Origin of the sequence: Streptococcus oralis (assembly GCF_023109005.1) — a bacterium.
GTDB lineage: Bacteria > Bacillota > Bacilli > Lactobacillales > Streptococcaceae > Streptococcus > Streptococcus oralis_BU.
Genome location: NZ_JALDTU010000004.1, coordinates 79,130 through 99,694, shown reverse-complemented (window position 1 = coordinate 99,694; position 20,565 = coordinate 79,130). Strand labels below are relative to the sequence as shown.

The following is a 20,565-nucleotide window of genomic DNA, read 5'->3' as shown; positions in this document are numbered from 1 at the left end:
AAGAAGAATTGTTTTGGGAATCGTTTAAAAAATGGTATAATGAAAAGAAAACGATAAGGAGGGAAAGGATGCGTTGTCCAAAATGTGGGGCTACCAAGTCAAGTGTTATCGATAGTCGCCAAGCAGAAGAAGGGAACACTATTCGTAGAAGACGTGAGTGCGACGAATGCCAGCACCGTTTTACAACCTACGAACGAGTAGAAGAAAGAACCTTAGTGGTTGTTAAAAAAGATGGCACGCGGGAACAATTCTCCAGAGATAAAATCTTTAATGGGATTATCCGCTCAGCCCAGAAACGTCCTGTGTCAAGTGATGAAATCAACATGGTAGTCAATCGTATCGAACAGAAACTCCGTGGTCGAAATGAAAATGAAATTCAAAGTGAGGACATTGGTTCACTCGTCATGGAGGAGTTGGCTGAGTTAGATGAGATTACCTATGTACGTTTTGCAAGTGTCTATCGTAGTTTTAAGGATGTCAGTGAGTTAGAGAGCTTACTTCAACAAATCACCCAGTCCTCTAAAAAGAAAAAGGAAAGATAAATGAAGCCAATTGACCGTTTTTCTTATCTAAAGAATAATCGGGTGTCGCAAGATACCTCATCTCTGGTACAGTGCTACCTCCCGATTATCGGTCAGGAGGCACTGAGCCTTTATCTTTATACCATTAGTTTTTGGGATAATGGTAGAAAGGAATATCTTTTTTCAAGCATTCTTAACCATCTCAACTTTGGGATGGATAGACTGATAAAATCCCTGAAAATCCTGTCTGCTTTCAATCTCTTGACCCTCTATCAAAAGGGGGATGTTTATCAGTTAGCCCTCCATGCTCCTCTCTCGAGTCAGGACTTCTTGGAACATCCTGTTTATCGCAGACTTTTGGAGAAAAAGATTGGTGATGCAGCTGTGGAGGATTTGAAAGTTGAAAATGCTGAGGGAGAAGAAATACCTGTCTCGCTCAATCAAGTCTTTCCAGACTTGGCAGAACTGGGAAATCAAGAAGACCTTGGCCTTAAGAAGAAAGTAGCCAATGATTTTGACTTGGACCATTTTCGTCAGCTCATGGCTCGAGACGGGCTTCGTTTTGCGGATGAGCAGTCCGATGTCTTAAACCTCTTTGCCATTGCAGAGGATAAGAAGTGGACTTGGTTTGAGACCTATCAATTGGCCAAGTCAACAGCTGTTTCCCAAGTCATTTCAACCAAACGCATGCGGGAAAAAATCGCTCAAAAACCTGTTTCCTCTGACTTTAGTCCTAAGGAAGCAACCATTATCAAGGAAGCAAAAAGTAAAACTGCCCTGCAGTTCTTGGCAGAAATCAAGCAAACACGTAAGGGAACCATTACCCAAACAGAAAGAGAACTATTGCAACAGATGGCTGGCTTGGGCTTGCTGGATGAAGTCATCAATATCATTCTCTTATTGACCTTTAATAAGGTGGATTCGGCAAATATCAATGAGAAATATGCCATGAAAGTAGCCAATGACTATGCCTATCAAAAGATTCATTCGGCAGAAGAAGCAGTCATGCTAATCCGTGAGCGAGGGCAGAAGAGCCAGGCTCAAAAGACTAGTAAACCGAGTCCTACCAAGTCCAATGTACCCAAGTGGAGCAATCCAGATTATAAGAATGAAACCAGCGAGGAAACTCGTCTGGAACTAGAACGTAAGAAACAAGAACTATTAGCTCGATTAGAAAAAGGAGGAGATTAGATGGAAAGTGTCGGAGACGTACTCAAGCGTCAACCTAGTCGTTTTCATTATCAAGATTTGGTCCAGAAAATCATGAAGGACCCTGATGTTGCGGCCTTTATCCAGCAAGAATCCCTCAGCCCAGAGGAATTAAATCGTAGTATCTCCAAGTTTAATCAATACATCACCGAGCGTGACAAGTTTCTCCGTGGGGATACGGATTATATTGCCAAAGGATACAAGCCGATTTTGGTTATGAATCATGGCTATGCGGACGTTTCTTATGAAGAAACTCCTGAACTAATCGCGGCAGAAAAAGAGGCTGCAATTAAGAATCGTCTCAAATTGATCAATCTACCAGCCAGTCTCAAGAAAGCGAAGTTGGCTCAGATTGACCTGGATGATCTAGGACGGTTGCCGATTTTTGAGAGACTCTATTCCTTTGTTGACCTTTACCCAAGCATCCGAAAAGGCCTCTATCTTTACGGAGATTTTGGTGTTGGAAAGAGTTTCATGATGGCAGCCTTAGCTCATGACCTATCTGAAAAGCGTGGGGCATCAACGACCATTATCCACTATCCAAGCTTTGTCATTGATGTGAAAAATGCCATCGGTGAAGGAACTGTGAAGACCTTGGTGGATGACATCAAGTTAGCTGAGGTCTTAGTCTTAGATGATATTGGTGCAGAACAGTCTACCCCTTGGGTACGTGATGAGATTCTCCAGGTCATTCTTCAGTACCGCATGCAGGAAGATTTGCCGACCTTCTTTACTTCCAACTTTAATTTCCAAGATTTGGAAAAACATTTTGCCAAAGGAAAGAATGGAAATGACGAGACTTGGGAAGCTAGACGGGTCATGGAACGAATCCGTTATTTGGCTGAGGAGACAAGACTAGAAGGAGAAAATCGCCGATGACAGAAACCATTCAACTGATGAAAGCTCATACTTCAGTTCGTCGCTTTCAGGAGCAAGAAATTCCTCAGGCAGACTTGGAAGAGATTTTGACTGCTGGACAAATGGCGTCATCTTGGAAAAATTTTCAATCCTACTCTGTGATTCTTGTGCGTAGTCAAGAGAAGAAAGATGCCCTATATGAACTGGTTCCTCAGGAAGCCATTCGCCAGTCAGCTGCCTTTTTGCTCTTTGTCGGTGACTTGAACCGAGCTGAAAAGGGAGCAAGTCTTCATACGGACACTTTCCAACCTCAAGGGGTAGAAGGTCTCCTTATCACGTCTGTAGACGCTGCGCTTGCGGGGCAAAATACCTTGCTTGCAGCAGAGAGTCTGGGATATGGTGGTGTTATCATCGGCTTAGTCCGTTACAAGTCGGAAGAGGTAGCAGCGCTTTTTAACCTGCCTGACTATACCTACCCAGTTTTTGGGATTGCCCTTGGCGTGCCAAATCAACAACATGAGGTCAAACCAAGACTGCCTTTGAACCAAGTAGTTTTTGAAGAAGAATACCAAGAACAGCCAGTTGAAGCGATTTTGGACTATGACCAAGTTCAGGCAGACTATGCTGGTGCGCGTGCGACGACCTCTTGGAGTCAGCGTTTAGCAGAGCAGTTTGGTCAAGCCGAACCTAGTTCAACCCAAAAAAATCTAGAACAGAAAAAGTTATTGTAGAAAGTGAGAAAACATGGCCTTACCAACTATTGCCATTGTGGGACGTCCCAATGTTGGGAAATCAACTCTATTTAATCGGATCGCTGGTGAGCGGATCTCAATCGTAGAAGATGTCGAGGGTGTGACACGTGACCGTATCTATGCAACGGGTGAGTGGCTCAATCGTTCCTTTAGTATGATTGATACTGGAGGGATTGACGACGTCGACGCTCCCTTCATGGAGCAAATCAAGCACCAAGCAGAAATCGCTATGGAAGAAGCTGATGTCATCGTCTTTGTGGTGTCTGGGAAAGAAGGAATCACAGATGCAGATGAGTACGTAGCTCGCAAACTCTATAAAACCCATAAACCTGTTATCCTCGCGGTTAACAAGGTTGACAATCCTGAGATGCGAAATGATATCTATGATTTCTATGCTCTGGGCTTGGGTGAACCTCTGCCAATCTCGTCTGTCCACGGTATCGGGACAGGGGATGTGCTGGATGCCATTGTGGAAAATCTACCAAATGAAGTTGAAGAAGAAAATCCAGATGTGATCAAATTCAGCTTGATTGGCCGTCCTAACGTAGGAAAATCCAGTTTGATCAACGCTATTTTGGGAGAAGACCGCGTGATTGCTAGTCCAGTAGCTGGAACAACGCGTGATGCTATTGATACCCATTTTACAGATACGGATGGACAAGAGTTTACCATGATTGACACAGCTGGTATGCGTAAGTCTGGTAAAGTTTATGAAAATACGGAGAAATACTCTGTCATGCGTGCCATGCGTGCCATTGACCGTTCTGACGTAGTCTTGATGGTCCTCAATGCCGAAGAAGGTATCCGTGAATACGACAAGCGTATCGCAGGTTTTGCCCACGAAGCCGGTAAAGGGATGATTATCGTGGTCAATAAGTGGGATACTCTTGAGAAAGACAACCACACCATGAAGAAATGGGAAGAAGATATCCGTGAGCAGTTCCAATATCTACCTTATGCACCGATTGTCTTTGTATCCGCTCTTACCAAGCAACGTCTTCACAAACTGCCTGAGATGATCAAGCAAATCAGTGAAAGTCAAAACACCCGTATCCCATCAGCGGTCTTGAATGATGTCATTATGGATGCCATTGCTATCAATCCGACACCGACAGACAAAGGAAAACGCCTCAAGATTTTCTATGCGACCCAAGTGGCAACCAAGCCACCAACCTTTGTCATCTTTGTCAATGAAGAAGAACTCATGCACTTCTCTTACCTGCGTTTCTTGGAAAATCAAATCCGCAAGGCCTTCGTCTTTGAAGGAACACCGATTCATCTGATTGCAAGAAAACGCAAGTAAGTCTTGCTTGTTTTTACACAAAAATAAACTAAAAGAAGGCTATGAGGTCTTCTTTTTTCTATAAAAGGAGTAAAAGTTTTATCAAATTGGAGACAAAATCTGTCATCAAAATTCAATTATTTTCCTAGATTTTGTAATCTATTTGTAATGAAAATGTACTTTCTTTGTAAAAATCAAAATGCTATAATTCCTTAAATCAATTTTCCTTTATCAGGGAGGTTATTATGAAAAGAAGCAGATTATTTAAACATAGTTTGTTGGTTCGCTTGCTTGGGTTGCTGATGGTCTTTCTCTTCTTGTCAGCATTCACAGCACCTGAAAAACCTGAGTACGGGATCTATGACCCGGATCACTATCTAACGGATGAGACTATAAGTCAAATTCGAGAATTGAATAATGTCAATAGTAAAAAATCAGAAAAATTCCAGATGGGTGTTTACGTTGTGAAAAGCCTAAATGGAGAAACAATCGAGACTGTAGCCAATGAAACAGCTAGAGCTTGGAAGATTGGCTACTCGGGAGACAATCATGGTGTCTTGATTGTGGTAGCAGTCCAAGATAGAAAATCACGGATTGAAACCAGTAATAATGTGGCCAGTAAGATCACTGACTATCAGACTCACAGGTTCTTGACAACAGCACGTCCTTACTTTAAAAATGGTGACTATAACAAGGGTGTTCTCTCAATAGTCAATAATCTCAACTACATGTTCTATAGTGGATCGAGTACGACTTCTTCAAGTTCTAGAAGTAGTTACGACTATGCTACTAATTCTAGTCGCTTAAGGGAACTTGAAAGGTATGCTGGTGAGAGCAGTTCTTCGAGACGTCATCGAAAAAGCAGTTCGAGTGACGGAGTTATCGGATTTGGAATTCTTATTTACTTCATCGTGATGATCATCGGATTTATATCTGGAGGTCGTGGTGGCGGTTCACATGGCGATGATTCTGGCGGTGGCTGGTGGAGCGGCGACTCATCAGATTCAGGATCCTCTTGGTCCGACTCAGGCTCCGACTCATCTGGAGGCTGGGACGGTGGTGGCTTTGATGGTGGCGGTTCATCTGATGATTGGTGAGTGATCATATATTACTCAAACTAATTTCTCCATGCAGTAAGGTGACTCCTTTGCAACAGTTCACTCCTAATTTAAAAATAAAAAAACTTTGGGAAATTGATTTAAAAATCTGAGTATTTTCTCAGAAAAGTTGATAAAAGAAAGTGTTAAGGTTTTGATATGAAACAAAATAAAGTAATTCTCTCAATAGTGGCGATTTTCTTTGGACTACTAGTTCTGGGAAGTTGTTCCGCAGTGACGACCTATAATGGTCTGGTTGGTGAACAGACTAAAGTGGAGCAAGCTCAGGCCGATGTCTCGACAGCCCTCCAACGTCGTTCGGATTTGATTGGTAACTTGGTCGAGTCCGTTAAAGGACAAATGAATCATGAAACCGAAGTCTTTACCAAGATTGCTGATGCTAGAGCTAAAATTGGAAGTAGTTCAGTGACATCAGAAGAGAACCAAAAAGCTCAGGGAGAATTGAGCTCTGCTCTTTCTCGCTTGATTTCCTTGACGGAGAATTATCCAGAACTCAAGAGCAATCAAAATGTTGAGCAACTAATGGTGGAACTTTCAGGAAGTGAAAACCGCATCTTTGTAGCACGTAAGGATTATAACAAGGTCGCAGCCGAGTACAATCAAAAACTGAGAAGTTTTCCAACCGTGCTTTTTGCGAATATGATGAACTTTAAAGAAGCTGAAACCTTTAAAGAAACAGAAGAAGCCAAGACAGTTCCTAAGGTCGATTTTGGAACATCTTCATCAAGTCAATAAAGTGAATCAGTCTATGAATAAAGGAATTTCTCTAGTATGACTAGTGATTTCAAACCCGAACCTGGAAAGCTTTTTCCAGGTTTTTTGGTATAATAAAAAGGAAGAGACGGTGACTAAAATGGAGGTTTGCTATGGAGAAAACAAAAGCCTTTCTTGAAGCGCACTACAAGAGATATATCCTTACGATTTGCTTTCTCTGGTTCCTCATATTTTTTCTTCCTTGGGATTGGCAAATAGGAGGAGTTTCAGTATATTATTTCGTTATGAAAAAACTCTTCGTGGTCTTTGGTGTTTTATCTATCCTATACTCGGTGCTGATTAAAAAAATCAGTCTTCTCATCTTTGGTATCATCTTTTGCTTGGCCTTCTGGATTAATCTCTTTTGGTCTTTTGGTATATTGCCAGTGTTTTTAGGAAATTAAACATAAAATAATGATGGACTAGACTAGCTTCTAGCCCTTTTTTCCCCTTGTAAAACAAGGATTCTTTCTTGAAAAATAATAGTAAATATGCTAAAATGAAAAGAACATTCTAAAATATTCAGAATCTAAAGTAAGGAAAATCATGGCTAATATTTTAAAAACAATTATCGAAAATGATAAAGGAGAACTTCGTCGTCTAGAAAAGATGGCTGATAAGGTTCTTAACTATGAGAGCCAAATGGCCGCAATGTCGGACGAAGAACTAAAAGCAAAAACTGACGAATTTAAAGAACGCTACAATAAGGGGGAATCACTTGATTCGCTGTTATATGAGGCTTTTGCGGTAGTCCGTGAAGCAGCAAAACGTGTCCTTGGACTTTTCCCTTATAAAGTTCAGGTCATGGGTGGGATTGTTCTTCACCATGGTGATGTTCCAGAGATGCGTACTGGTGAAGGGAAAACCTTGACGGCGACCATGCCGGTGTACCTCAATGCCCTTGCAGGTAAAGGGGTTCACGTAGTTACAGTCAATGAATACCTAACAGAACGTGACGCGACTGAGATGGGTGAGTTGTACTCATGGCTCGGTCTGTCAGTAGGGATCAACTTAGCAGCCAAATCTCCAATGGAGAAAAAAGAAGCGTATCTCTGTGATATTACCTACTCGACCAACTCAGAGATTGGTTTCGACTACCTTCGTGACAATATGGTCGTTCGTGCAGAAAACATGGTACAGCGTCCGCTTAACTATGCCTTGGTCGATGAGGTTGACTCGATCTTGATCGATGAAGCCCGTACTCCTTTGATCGTTTCAGGTGCCAATGCAGTTGAGACTAGCCAACTCTACCATATGGCGGATCATTTTGTGAAGTCTTTGGACAAGGATGACTATATTATTGACATTCAGTCTAAGACGATTGGTTTGTCTGATTCTGGGATTGACAAGGCTGAGAGCTATTTCAAACTGGAAAATCTCTATGATGTCGAAAACGTAGCTCTTACCCACTTTATCGATAATGCCCTTCGTGCCAACTATATCATGATTCTTGATATCGACTATGTGGTTAGTGAAGAACAAGAAATCTTGATCGTCGACCAATTTACAGGTCGTACCATGGAAGGTCGTCGTTACTCTGACGGCTTGCACCAAGCGATCGAAGCAAAAGAGGGTGTGCCAATCCAAGATGAGACTAAGACTTCAGCTTCTATCACCTACCAAAACCTCTTCCGTATGTATAAGAAATTGGCAGGTATGACAGGTACTGGTAAAACAGAAGAAGAAGAATTCCGCGAAATTTACAACATTCGTGTTATCCCAATCCCAACCAACCGTCCAATCCAACGTATCGACCACTCAGACCTTCTCTATGCAAGTCTTGATGCGAAGTTTAAGGCTGTAGTTGAGGATGTAAAAGCTCGTCACCAAAAAGGTCAGCCGGTCTTGGTAGGTACAGTTGCAGTTGAAACGAGTGACTTTCTTTCTAAGAAACTGGTAGAGGCAGGTGTTCCTCACGAAGTCTTGAATGCGAAGAACCACTACAGAGAAGCGCAAATCATCATGAACGCTGGTCAGCGTGGCGCAGTTACTATCGCAACTAACATGGCCGGTCGTGGTACCGATATCAAGCTTGGCGAAGGGGTTCGTGAACTTGGTGGACTTTGTGTCATTGGTACAGAACGTCACGAAAGTCGCCGTATTGATAATCAGCTTCGTGGACGTTCAGGGCGTCAAGGGGACCCAGGTGAGTCACAATTCTACTTGTCTCTTGAAGATGATTTGATGAAACGTTTCGGTTCAGAACGTTTGAAAGGTGTCTTTGAACGTCTTAACATGTCTGATGAAGCCATCGAATCTCGCATGTTAACGCGTCAAGTTGAAGCAGCTCAAAAACGTGTCGAAGGAAACAACTACGACACTCGTAAGCAAGTCCTTCAATACGATGATGTTATGCGTGAACAACGTGAAATCATCTATGCACAACGTTATGATGTCATTACTGCAGATCGTGACTTGGCACCAGAAATCCATGCTATGATCCGCCGTACCATTGGACGTATCGTAGATGCACATGCACGCTCTAAGGAAGATGAAAAACTGGAAGCAATCCTGAACTTTGCTAAATATAACTTACTTCCAGAAGATTCAATTAGCCGTTCAGATTTTGCAGGTCTGTCAGATCAGGCCATCAAAGATGAGCTTTATCAACGTGCATTGAAGGTTTATGATAGCCAAGTTGCCAAACTTCGTGATGAAGAAGCAGTGAAAGAGTTCCAGAAGGTCTTGATCCTACGTGTTGTAGACAACAAGTGGACAGACCATATCGATGCTCTTGACCAGTTGCGAAATGCTGTTGGTCTTCGTGGATATGCCCAAAACAATCCTGTCGTAGAATATCAAGCAGAAGGTTTCCGCATGTTTAATGACATGATTGGATCAATTGAATTTGATGTGACCCGCTTGATGATGAAAGCACAAATCCACGAACAGGAACGTCCTCAAACTGAACACAATATCAGTACAACTGCGACTCGAAATATCGCAGCGCAGCAGACTCAGCTTCCAAAAGATGTGGACTTGAGCCAAGTCGGACGAAATGATCAATGCCCATGTGGATCTGGTAAGAAATTCAAGAACTGTCATGGTAAGAGACAATAATATGAGATAAGATACAGGCGGATACCTGGTAAAAATCATTTTTTGCTTGGTGTCCGTTTGCTTTATAAGGAGATGAATCATGGTATTTACAGCTAAAAGTCCTAAAATTAACATTGAAGAAGTTCGAGCCTTGTCTAAATTAGAGGGGGCGGCTCTTGCGAGAAAAAACCAACGTGATCAGGAATTGGAAGCCATCATCCGTGGGGAAGACCAGCGTATTCTCTTGGTGATAGGACCATGTTCATCTGATAATGAAGAGGCGGTTCTCGAGTATGCCAAGCGTCTATCTGCTTTGCAAGAAGAGGTCAAAGACCGCATTTTTATGGTCATGCGAGTCTATACGGCTAAACCTCGTACCAATGGAGATGGCTATAAGGGCTTGATTCATCAACCAAATGCTAAAGAAGCACCTAGTTTGATCAATGGGATCAAGGCTGTTCGCCAGCTCCATTACCGCGTGATTACTGAGACGGGAATGACAACAGCGGATGAGATGCTTTATCCTGAAAATCTTCCGTTGGTGGATGATTTGATTTCTTATATGGCTGTTGGAGCTCGTTCTGTAGAGGATCAACAGCACCGTTTTGTAGCGAGTGGAGCAGATTTTTCAACAGGATTTAAAAATCCAACATCTGGAAATCTCAATGTTATGTTTAACGGGATTTACGCAGCGCAAAATAAGCAGAGTTTCCTCTTCCTCGGTAAAGAGGTGGAAACAACAGGGAATCCATTGTCCCATGCCATTCTTCGTGGTGCCTTGAATGAATATGGTAAGAATATTCCTAACTACTACTATGACAATTTGATAGATACCATTGCCCAGTATGAAAAGATGGGCTTGGAAAATCCCTTTATCATCATCGATACCAATCATGACAATTCAGGCAAGCAGTATATGGAGCAAATCCGTATCGTTCGTCAGACCTTGATTAACCGTGACTGGAATGAGAAAATCAAGAAATACGTTCGTGGTTTTATGATTGAGTCCTATCTAGAAGATGGACGTCAAAATGAACCCGAAGTTTTTGGTAAGTCCATTACAGATCCGTGTCTCGGATGGGACAACACAGAGGCACTTGTTCGCGAAATTTACCAAACGCTAGGAGAGTAAGATGGCATTTATCGAAAAAGGTCAAGAAATTGATATTGAAGCAATCAAGGCTGCGACCCAGTTGTCAGCTGAAGCATTGCGAAAAAAAGAAGCCCGTGATAGAGAGTTGGCAGCTATCATCTCAGGTGAGGACGACCGAATCCTTTTGGTGATTGGGCCTTGCTCTTCGGACAATGAAGAAGCTGTGCTCGAATATGCTCGTCGCTTAGCAGACTTGCAGAAAAAAGTTGCGGATAAAATCTTTATCGTGATGCGTGTCTATACGGCTAAACCTCGTACCAATGGAGATGGCTATAAGGGTTTGGTTCATCAGCCGGATACTTCAAAAGCTCCAAGCCTGATTAACGGCTTGCAGGCTGTTCGTCAGCTGCACTACCGTGTGATTACCGAAACTGGATTGACAACAGCTGATGAGATGCTTTATCCGTCAAATCTCGTTTTGGTTGATGACCTGGTCAGCTACCATGCTGTTGGGGCTCGTTCGGTGGAAGACCAGGAACACCGCTTTGTAGCGTCTGGGATTGATGCTCCAGTTGGGATGAAAAATCCAACATCTGGAAATCTCGGGGTCATGTTTAATGCCATCTATGCGGCTCAAAACAAGCAAACCTTCCTTTACCATGGGCAAGAAGTGGAAACTTCAGGAAATCCTTTGGCCCACGTTATCCTTCGTGGCGCCATGAACGAATATGGTAAAAATGAACCCAACTTCTACTATGAAACCCTCTTAAATGCCATCAATCGCTATGAGACTATGGGACTTGAAAATCCCTTCATTATCATCGATACCAATCATGACAATTCAGGCAAGCAGTATATGGAACAAATTCGCATTGTTCGTCAAGCCTTGCTGAATCGTGACTGGAATGAAAAGATTAAAAAGACGGTTCGAGGCTTTATGATCGAATCTTACCTAGCAGATGGTCGCCAAAATCAACCAGAGGTCTTTGGTTGCTCCATAACCGACCCTTGTCTAGGTTGGGAAAATACAGTAGCCTTGGTAGAAGAAATTTATACTACCTTAACAAAATAAGTGAAAAGGATGGAGTTGGGGGAATCTCAGCTCCTTTTGTGAGTATGATAGTTGGATACGGAATTGACATCGAAGAATTGGCTTCGATAGAAAATGCAGTTACACGACGTGAGGGCTTTGCCAAGCGTGTGCTGACCCCTAAAGAAATGGAGCGTTTTACCAGTCTCAAAGGGCGCAGACAGATCGAATACTTGGCAGGTCGTTGGTCGGCTAAGGAGGCCTTTTCCAAGGCTATGGGAACTGGCATTGGAAAACTGACCTTTCAGGATTTGGAAGTTTTGAACAATGAACGAGGGGCTCCTTATTTTAGTCAGTCCCCATTTTCAGGAAAAATTTGGCTATCTATCAGCCATACAGATCAGTTTGTGACAGCCAGTGTCATTTTGGAGGAAAATCATGAAAGCTAGTCCACATAGACCAACCAAGGCTCTGATATATCTGGGAGCCATTCGACAAAATATACAACAAATGGGAAGTCATATCCCTAATGGTACGCTCAAATTTGCAGTAGTCAAGGCTAATGCCTATGGTCATGGGGCTGTTGCCGTTGCCAAGGCTATTCAAAATGATGTTGATGGATTTTGTGTTTCCAATATTGATGAAGCTATTGAACTTCGTCAGGCTGGCCTCAGCAAGAAAATCCTCATTTTAGGAGTTTCTGAAATCGAAGCTGTTTCCCTAGCTAAAGAATACGACATCACCTTGACAGTGGCTGGGTTGGAGTGGATTCAAGCGCTGTTAGACAAGGAAGCAGATTTAACTGACTTGACTGTCCATCTCAAGATTGATTCAGGAATGGGACGAATTGGTTTTAGAGAGGCCAGTGAAGCTGATCTGGCTCAAGACTTGCTCAAACAACATGGTGCGCGTGTTGAGGGGATTTTTACCCACTTTGCTACTGCAGATGAGGAATCAGATACTTATTTTAATGCCCAGTTAGAACGCTTTAAAGCTATTTTGGCAAGTATGAAGGATGTTCCAGAGCTGGTTCATGCCAGCAACTCGGCAACGACCCTCTGGCATGCTGAAACTATTTTCAATGCGGTCCGTATGGGAGATTCCATGTATGGTCTCAATCCAAGTGGAGATGTCTTAGACTTGCCTTATGACTTGACACCAGCCTTGAGTTTGGAGTCTGCTCTGGTCCATGTCAAGACAGTGCCAGCTGGAGCTTGCATGGGCTATGGAGCCACCTATCAGGCGGATAGCGAGCAAGTCATCGCGACCGTGCCAATCGGCTATGCGGATGGTTGGACACGAGACATGCAGAATTTCTCTGTTTTAGTAGATGGACAAGCTTGCCCAATCGTCGGACGGGTTTCTATGGACCAAATCACCATTCGCTTGCCTAAGATTTATCCGCTCGGAACAAAAGTAACCCTAATCGGCACTAACGGGGACAAGGAAATCACAGCTACTCAGGTAGCGGCCTACCGTGGAACTATTAACTATGAGGTCGTTTGTCTCCTCAGCGATCGCATTCCTCGAGAATATTATTAAAAAAGAAAGGAGTGGAGCATGAATCTACATCAACCCTTGCATGTCTTGCCTGGCGTGGGACCAAAGTCAGCAGAGAAATACGCCAAACTAGGAATTGAAAACTTGCAAGACCTCTTGCTCTACTTTCCTTTCCGTTATGAAGATTTCAAAACCAAGCAGGTCCTAGATCTGGAAGATGGCGAAAAGGCGGTTCTGTCTGGTCAAGTCGTGACACCTGCTAGTGTACAGTATTATGGTTTTAAGCGTAATCGTCTACGCTTTAGTCTCAAACAGGGAGAAGTCGTTTTTGCGGTGAACTTCTTTAACCAGCCCTATCTAGCAGACAAGATAGAGTTGGGAGCAACCCTTGCTGTTTTTGGGAAGTGGGACCGTGCCAAGGCTAGTCTGACTGGGATGAAGGTTCTAGCTCAGGTGGAAGATGACCTCCAGCCTGTCTATCGTCTGGCTCAGGGAATCAGTCAGGCCAGTCTAGTTAAGGTCATCAAAACGGCCTTTGATCAGGGGTTGGACCTCTTGATAGAGGAAAATCTTCCCCAGTCTTTACTTGATAAATACAAACTCATGTCCCGTTGCCAGGCTGTTCGCGCTATGCATTTTCCTAAGGATTTGGCAGAATACAAGCAGGCCCTTCGTCGTATCAAGTTTGAGGAACTCTTTTACTTCCAAATGCAGTTGCAGACGCTCAAGTCTGAAAATAGAGTTCAGGGAAGCGGTCTGATTCTGAACTGGTCTCAGGAAAAAGTGACGGCTGTTAAGGAAAATCTTCCTTTTGCCTTAACCCCAGCTCAGGAAAAAAGTTTGCGGGAAATTTTGACCGACATGAAGTCCGACCACCACATGAATCGTCTCCTGCAAGGAGATGTGGGGAGCGGGAAAACGGTAGTCGCTGGCTTGGCCATGTTTGCTGCAGTGACGGCTGGCTACCAAGCGGCTCTCATGGTACCGACCGAAATCCTTGCGGAGCAACACTTTGAAAGTCTACAGAGTCTCTTTCCAGACTTGAAACTCGCTCTCTTGACAGGATCCTTGAAAGCTGCAGAAAAAAGAGAAGTCTTGGAGACCATAGCGAAGGGTGAGGCTGATTTGATTATCGGAACCCACGCTCTGATACAAGATGGGGTTGATTATGTTCGCCTTGGTTTGATTATCATCGATGAGCAGCACCGTTTTGGTGTGGGACAAAGGCGGATTTTACGGGAAAAAGGCGACAACCCAGACGTTCTCATGATGACGGCGACGCCCATTCCGCGAACATTGGCTATCACAGCCTTTGGCGATATGGATGTTTCCATTATCGACCAGATGCCTGCGGGTCGGAAACCCATTGTGACACGTTGGATCAAACATGAGCAACTGCCTCAGGTGCTGACTTGGTTAGAAGGAGAAATTCAAAAAGGTTCTCAAGCATACGTCATCTCTCCCTTGATTGAAGAATCAGAAGCTCTGGATCTGAAAAATGCCATTGCCTTATCTGAGGAGTTGACAGCTCATTTTGCCGGCAAGGCTGAAGTAGCTCTTCTACATGGTAAAATGAAGAGTGATGAAAAAGACCAGATCATGCAGGATTTCAAAGAGAGAAAAACGGATATTCTAGTATCTACAACTGTTATCGAGGTTGGGGTCAATGTTCCAAATGCGACCGTCATGATTATCATGGATGCTGATCGGTTCGGTATCAGCCAGCTTCATCAGCTCAGAGGTCGTGTCGGTCGGGGAGACAAGCAGTCTTATGCTGTTCTTGTGGCTAATCCCAAGACGGACTCTGGGAAGGACCGCATGCGCATCATGACAGAAACCAATAATGGATTTGTCCTTGCTGAGGAAGATTTGAAAATGCGCGGATCGGGTGAGATTTTTGGAACCAGACAGTCAGGTCTTCCAGAGTTTCAAGTGGCGGATATTATCGAAGACTTTCCGATTTTAGAAGAAGCCAGGAAGGTTGCCAGCTACATTAGTTCGATAGAAGGTTGGAAAGAGGATCCAGAATGGCGGATGATTGCTCTCCACCTAGAAAAGAGAGAACATCTAGATTAAGCCTTTTCTAAGGAATCTATAAGCTAGATTTTAGGTTTGGATCTTATACTAGAGTCATCAAAAAGAAACGAGGACTCTCACATGACTATTAAAGTAACCTACCAAAAGAAATTCCAAACCGTCAAACTAGAGAAAGGAGCTAGCACCTATTGATACACAGAGAGCGGAAACGCTCTTTTTATTTTTATAAAATGGTCGGCTATAAATCAAACTTAGTCGAGTGATAAAAAGATATTAGTCTCCAAGCCTATTTACTCTTTGACTGAAGCTTGATATAATGACCCCATCTGAGTAAAGAGGAGTGAAAAGAATGTTAGAAACAAGAACGATTGCTATCCAAGATAGGTATGGAGAACGATTTCAGCATTGTTGGGGATGTGGTCTCAAGAATGATTTAGGCTTACATTTAAAAACCTATCCAAGTATAGATGGAAAGAGTTGTATTAGTCGGATAAAGCTTGAAAATGCTTATACTGGTGGAGTTCCATCAAATGTCTTTGGAGGAATGATAGCGACTATTTTTGATTGCCATGGCACGGCCTCAGCAGCTTGGTTTGCCCATCATCAAAAAGGGTTGGAACTGACGGAATCTACTGTGATAGGACGTTTTATTACAGCTCGCTTGGAGATTGATTACCTTAGTCCTAGTCCAATTGAAGATGAAATTGTGGTTACTTCTACTCTGGAGGAATTAGGGGAAAGAAAAGCAATTATTGCTATGGAGATGACAGTGGCTACTAAAGTCCGTGCCAAAGCCAAAATGGTAGCAGTTGCTGTAAAGGATCATATGTAAAACGGAAGATTAGAAGTTTAAGATTTTAAAACTACTTTCAGACGATCGGTTTGAGGGAGGAGAATCTAAAATCACTTTCTGTTTATACTCAATGAAAATCAAAGAGCAAACTAGGAAGCTAGCTGCAGGCTGTACTTGAGTACGGCAAGGCGAAGCTGACGTAGTTTGAATTTGATTTTCGAAGAGTATTACCCTTCTTTCTTGCATTGCTTTCCCAGATATGCTAGAGTTATGATAGCGATTACAAATCAAAAGGAGCATGCTATGAAACATCCAGCTTTATTAGAAGAAATCAAGACTTATAAAGGAAGGGATGAGGTTCCAGAAGACTTTGATGCTTTTTGGGATGAAGAGGTCAAAAAAGTTTCAGTCCTCCCTGCCTACCAGTTGGAGGAAAGGGATTTTCATATTCCTCAAGTCAAGTGTTATGAGCTGACCTTTGAAGGAACTAATGAAGGCAAGGTCTATGCACGAATCGTCCTTCCAAAGACTGAGGAGAAGGTTCCGCTAATCTTCCATTTCCATGGGTACATGGGACGTGGTTGGGATTGGGCTGACATGCTAGCCTATACTGTGGCTGGTTACGGTGTTGTTTCTATGGACGTTCGAGGCCAGTCAGGTTATTCGCAAGATGGTTTGCGCTCTCCGTTAGGAAATACTGTTAAGGGGCATATCATCCGTGGTGCTGTGGAAGGTCGAGACCAGCTCTTTTATAAGGATGTCTATCTGGATATTTACCAGTTAATCGAAATTGTTGCTAGTCTGCCACAGGTAGATGAGGAAAGACTTTCAAGCTATGGTGCCTCACAAGGAGGAGCTTTAGCCCTAGTTGCAGCAGCGCTCAATCCTCGGATTCAGAAAACAGTTGCCATCTATCCTTTCTTGTCAGACTTTAGACGAGTGCTTGAGATTGGCAATACCAGTGAAGCCTATGATGAACTCTTCCGATATTTCAAGTTCCACGACCCCTTCCATGAAACAGAGGAGGAAATCATGGCGACTCTTGCCTATATCGATGTGAAAAATCTTGCCCATCGCATTCAAGGTGAGGTCAAGATGATTACGGGCTTGGATGACGATGTTTGCTATCCCATTACCCAGTTTGCGATTTACAATCGTCTGACCTGTGACAAGTCCTATCGCATCATGCCTGAGTATGCCCACGAAGCCATGAATGTTTTTGTCAATGACCAAGTTTATAACTGGCTCTGTGGTAGTGAGATTCCTTTTAAGTACGCAAGATAATGAATGAGAGAGCCCAGGAGCTCTCTTTTTATGTCCAAAACCTGAAAGTACTTTTAGAAAATTTAAAATATTAAAATATTCTTAAAAGTAAAATCTATTCAGTGAGAACATAGATATAAATATAAGACTTTATTGTATAATAAAGGAAAAATCACTTGTGAAAGGAGGAAAAATGCTGCTGGGCGCTTAAAGAATGGCTCAGCAGAAATGGGAGAGGATTGGGAGCTCTCATTTAGTTGTTACTTTCTTGTTAAATCTTGTCTCTTATGAGCCAATAAAAATTTTTAAAGAAAAAAGAAAGCGCTTTATTTTATGAAAAATGAAAGGACAAACATGAATTACAACTCTTTACATCGGAAACAGCGATACGGAATTCGAAAATTTGCAATCGGAGCAGCATCAGTAGTGATTGGTACAGTAGTATTTGGAGTAAATCCAGTCTTAGCTCAAGAGCAAGCCAATGCAGCAGGTGCTAGTACAGAAACAGTCGAATCTGGTCAAGGGCAAGGATTATCAGAGTTACCAAAAGAAGTGTCTTTTGGTGATCTTGAACATTTGGATAAGGATTTGGCTGGTAAATTGGCAGCAACTCAAGACAATGGCGTTGAGGTGGACCAAGATCATTTGAAAAAAAATGAGAGTGCAGAATCAGAAACCCCATCCTCTACGGAAACCCCTGCAGAAGAAGCAAATAAGGAAGAGGAATCAGAGGATCAGGGAGCTATTCCTCGTGACTATTACTCAAGAGATTTAAAAAATGCTAATCCTGTCCTTGAAAAAGAAGATGTTGAAACCAATGCAGCAAATGGTCAGAGAGTCGATTTATCAAGTGAACTAGACAAACTAAAGAAACTTCAAAATGCTACAGTTCACATGGAGTTCAAATCAGATGCTAAGGCTCCACGCTTTTACAATCTCTTCTCTGTATCCAGTGACACCAAGGAAAATGAGTACTTTACTATGTCGGTCCTTGATAATACAGCTCTTATTGAAGGGCGTGGCGCTAACGGAGAGCAGTTCTATGATAAGTATACAGATGCTCCTTTGAAAGTTCGCCCTGGACAATGGAATTCCGTGACCTTTACTGTCGAACAACCGACAGCAGAGTTACCTCATGGTCGAGTTCGTCTCTATGTGAACGGTGTCTTATCTCGAACCAGTCTCAAATCTGGTAACTTCATCAAAGATATGCCAGATGTTAATCAAGCTCAACTTGGAGCAACCAAACGGGGCAATAAAACAGTTTGGGCATCAAACCTACAAGTTCGAAACCTAACCGTTTATGATCGTGCTTTAAGCCCAGATGAAGTTCAAACACGGAGTCAACTATTTGAAAGAGGTGATTTAGAAAAGAAACTTCCTGAGGGCGCGAAAATCTCAGAGAAAGAAGATGTCTTTAAAGGGGGAATGCATAACCAACCAAACAAAGATGGCATCAAGAGTTATCGTATTCCAGCTCTTCTCAAGACTGATAAAGGAACGCTGATTGCAGGTGCAGATGAACGCCGTCTCCATTCGAGTGACTGGGGTGATATCGGTATGGTCATTAGACGCAGTGAAGATAATGGTAAAACTTGGGGAGATCGAGTAACCATTACCAACTTACGTGACAATCCAAGAGCTTCTGACCCATCAATCGGTTCACCAGTGAATATCGATATGACCTTGACTCAAGATCCTGAAACCAAACGCATCTTTGCCATTTATGACATGTTCCCAGAAGGAAAAGGGATCTTTGGAATGTCTTCGCAAAAAGAAGAAGCTTACAAAGAAATCAATGGTAAAACCTATCAACTCCTCTATCGAGAAGGTGAACAGGGAGCTTATACTATTCGAGAAAATGGTACAGTTTACACTCCAGATGGCAAGGCAACAGACTATCGCGTTGTTGTAGATCCTGTTAAACCAGCATACAGCGACAAGGGTGATCTATACAAGGGTGACCAGCTACTAGGCAATATCTACTTCACCACAAACAAAACTTCTCCATTTAGAATTGCCAAGGATAGCTACCTATGGATGTCTTACAGTGATGACGACGGGAAGACCTGGTCTGCTCCTCAAGATATTACTCCGATGGTCAAAGCCGATTGGATGAAATTCCTAGGCGTAGGTCCTGGAGTGGGGATAACCCTTCGTACTGGACCGCATAAAGGTCGAATCGTCGTTCCTGTCTATACAACCAATCGGACTAACCACCTCAATGGTTCTCAATCATCTCGAATCATCTACTCAGACGACCATGGTAAGACATGGCATATGGGTGGTGGTGTCAACGACAATCGTACACTTTATGATGGTACAGTGGTTGATTCAAGTACCATGAATAATTATTATGCTCAAAATACCGAGGCTTCAGTTGTTCAGTTGAACAATGGGGATCTCAAACTATTTATGCGTGGTTTGACAGGTGATCTACAGGTTGCAACCAGTCATGATGGTGGTCTAACTTGGGACAATAACGTTGAACGCTACGATGTACCAGATGTTTATGTTCAAATGGCTGCGACTCATACGGTTCAAAATGGTAAAGAGTATATTCTCTTGGCAAATGCGAACGGTCCTGGTCGTAAAAATGGTTATATTCGAGTGGCTCGTGTTGAAGAAGATGGCCAGTTAACTTGGTTGCACCACCATTTGATTCAAGAAGGTGAGTATGCTTATAACTCACTTCAACAAATCGGGCCAGATGAATTTGGACTTTTATATGAACACCATGCTCCTGGAGGAGTTCCGTACACACTTTCCTTCAAGAAATTTAACTGGGATTTCTTGACTAAGGAAAGAATTTCTCCTAAAGAAGCAAAAGTAAAATATGCTATCCAAAAATGGCCAGGTATCATTGCCATGGAGTTCGATTCGGAAGTATTGGTGAACAAGGCCCCAACCCTTCAGTTGGCAAATGGTAAAACAGCAACCTTCATGACCCAGTACGATACAAAGACTCTCTTATTTACAGTGGATCCAGAAGATATGGGTCAAAGGATTACAGGTCTAGCTGAGGGTGCAATTGAAAGCATGCACAATTTACCAGTTTCTTTAGCTGGCTCCAAACTAAGCGATGGTATTAATGGCAGTGAAGCTGCTATCCATGAGGTTCCAGAGTTTACAGGAGGCGTTAATGCAGGAGAAGCCGCTGTGGCAGAGATACCAGAGTACACAGGCTCATTAGCAACAGTAGGAGAAGAGCCAGCTCCAACGGTAGAAAAACCGGAATTCACAGGAGGCGTTAATGCAGGAGAAGCCGCTGTGGCAGAGATACCAGAGTACACAGGCTCATTAGCAACAGTAGGAGA

General features: G+C 42.9%; 17 protein-coding genes. All 17 read left to right on the top strand.

The window, feature by feature from the left end:
* Positions 1-68: 68 nt before the first annotated feature.
* Positions 69-542 carry a transcriptional regulator NrdR gene (gene nrdR, locus M1F56_RS05365; protein WP_001203672.1) on the top strand — a complete coding sequence of 158 codons (474 nt, stop codon included), beginning with the start codon at positions 69-71 and terminating at the stop codon, positions 540-542.
* Positions 543-1,712 carry a replication initiation and membrane attachment family protein gene (locus M1F56_RS05360; RefSeq protein WP_247917086.1) on the top strand — a complete coding sequence of 390 codons (1,170 nt, stop codon included), beginning with the start codon at positions 543-545 and terminating at the stop codon, positions 1,710-1,712.
* On the top strand, positions 1,713-2,609 hold the full coding sequence (gene dnaI, locus M1F56_RS05355) for a primosomal protein DnaI (RefSeq protein ID WP_247917085.1): 897 nt from the start codon (positions 1,713-1,715) through the stop codon (positions 2,607-2,609).
* Positions 2,606-3,319, top strand: a complete 714-nt coding sequence (locus M1F56_RS05350; RefSeq protein ID WP_247917084.1) for an NADPH-dependent oxidoreductase — start codon at positions 2,606-2,608, stop codon at positions 3,317-3,319. Before dnaI ends, M1F56_RS05350 begins: the two co-directional genes overlap by 4 nt.
* A 13-nt stretch (positions 3,320-3,332) precedes the next feature.
* Positions 3,333-4,643, top strand: a complete 1,311-nt coding sequence (der, locus tag M1F56_RS05345; protein WP_001207693.1) for a ribosome biogenesis GTPase Der — start codon at positions 3,333-3,335, stop codon at positions 4,641-4,643.
* Positions 4,644-4,867: 224 nt separating this feature from the next.
* Complete coding sequence (locus M1F56_RS05340) at positions 4,868-5,719, top strand: TPM domain-containing protein (protein WP_247917083.1); 852 nt, start codon at positions 4,868-4,870, stop codon at positions 5,717-5,719.
* Positions 5,720-5,878: 159 nt separating this feature from the next.
* The gene (locus M1F56_RS05335) at positions 5,879-6,475 is read left to right on the top strand and encodes a LemA family protein (RefSeq protein ID WP_000812473.1); all 597 of its coding nucleotides are present in this window, start codon (positions 5,879-5,881) and stop codon (positions 6,473-6,475) included.
* Positions 6,476-6,606: 131 nt separating this feature from the next.
* Positions 6,607-6,897, top strand: coding sequence for a hypothetical protein (locus M1F56_RS09755; protein WP_348771655.1), 291 nt, complete (start codon positions 6,607-6,609; stop codon positions 6,895-6,897).
* Between the two features lie 142 nt (positions 6,898-7,039).
* Positions 7,040-9,553 carry a preprotein translocase subunit SecA gene (secA, locus tag M1F56_RS05330; protein ID WP_061598125.1) on the top strand — a complete coding sequence of 838 codons (2,514 nt, stop codon included), beginning with the start codon at positions 7,040-7,042 and terminating at the stop codon, positions 9,551-9,553.
* Between the two features lie 79 nt (positions 9,554-9,632).
* Complete coding sequence (locus tag M1F56_RS05325) at positions 9,633-10,664, top strand: 3-deoxy-7-phosphoheptulonate synthase (protein WP_247917082.1); 1,032 nt, start codon at positions 9,633-9,635, stop codon at positions 10,662-10,664.
* A 1-nt stretch (position 10,665) separates the two neighbouring features.
* Entirely contained in the window at positions 10,666-11,697 is a 1,032-nt protein-coding gene (locus M1F56_RS05320) for a 3-deoxy-7-phosphoheptulonate synthase (protein ID WP_057489320.1), read from the top strand.
* Between the two features lie 44 nt (positions 11,698-11,741).
* Entirely contained in the window at positions 11,742-12,104 is a 363-nt protein-coding gene (gene acpS / locus M1F56_RS05315) for a holo-ACP synthase (protein WP_084874437.1), read from the top strand.
* Entirely contained in the window at positions 12,094-13,197 is a 1,104-nt protein-coding gene (gene alr, locus M1F56_RS05310) for an alanine racemase (protein WP_247917081.1), read from the top strand. Before acpS ends, alr begins: the two co-directional genes overlap by 11 nt.
* 18 nt (positions 13,198-13,215) lie before the next feature.
* Positions 13,216-15,231: an ATP-dependent DNA helicase RecG gene (recG, locus tag M1F56_RS05305; RefSeq protein WP_247917080.1), complete on the top strand. Its 2,016-nt coding sequence runs from the start codon at positions 13,216-13,218 to the stop codon at positions 15,229-15,231.
* A 310-nt stretch (positions 15,232-15,541) separates the two neighbouring features.
* Entirely contained in the window at positions 15,542-16,024 is a 483-nt protein-coding gene (locus M1F56_RS05300; RefSeq protein WP_247917079.1) for an acyl-CoA thioesterase, read from the top strand.
* Positions 16,025-16,288: 264 nt separating this feature from the next.
* Positions 16,289-17,269 carry an acetylxylan esterase gene (locus M1F56_RS05295; RefSeq protein WP_247917144.1) on the top strand — a complete coding sequence of 327 codons (981 nt, stop codon included), beginning with the start codon at positions 16,289-16,291 and terminating at the stop codon, positions 17,267-17,269.
* A 333-nt stretch (positions 17,270-17,602) separates the two neighbouring features.
* On the top strand, positions 17,603-20,565 hold a 2,963-nt coding region (locus M1F56_RS05290), incomplete at its 3' end, for an SIALI-17 repeat-containing surface protein (RefSeq protein WP_247917078.1).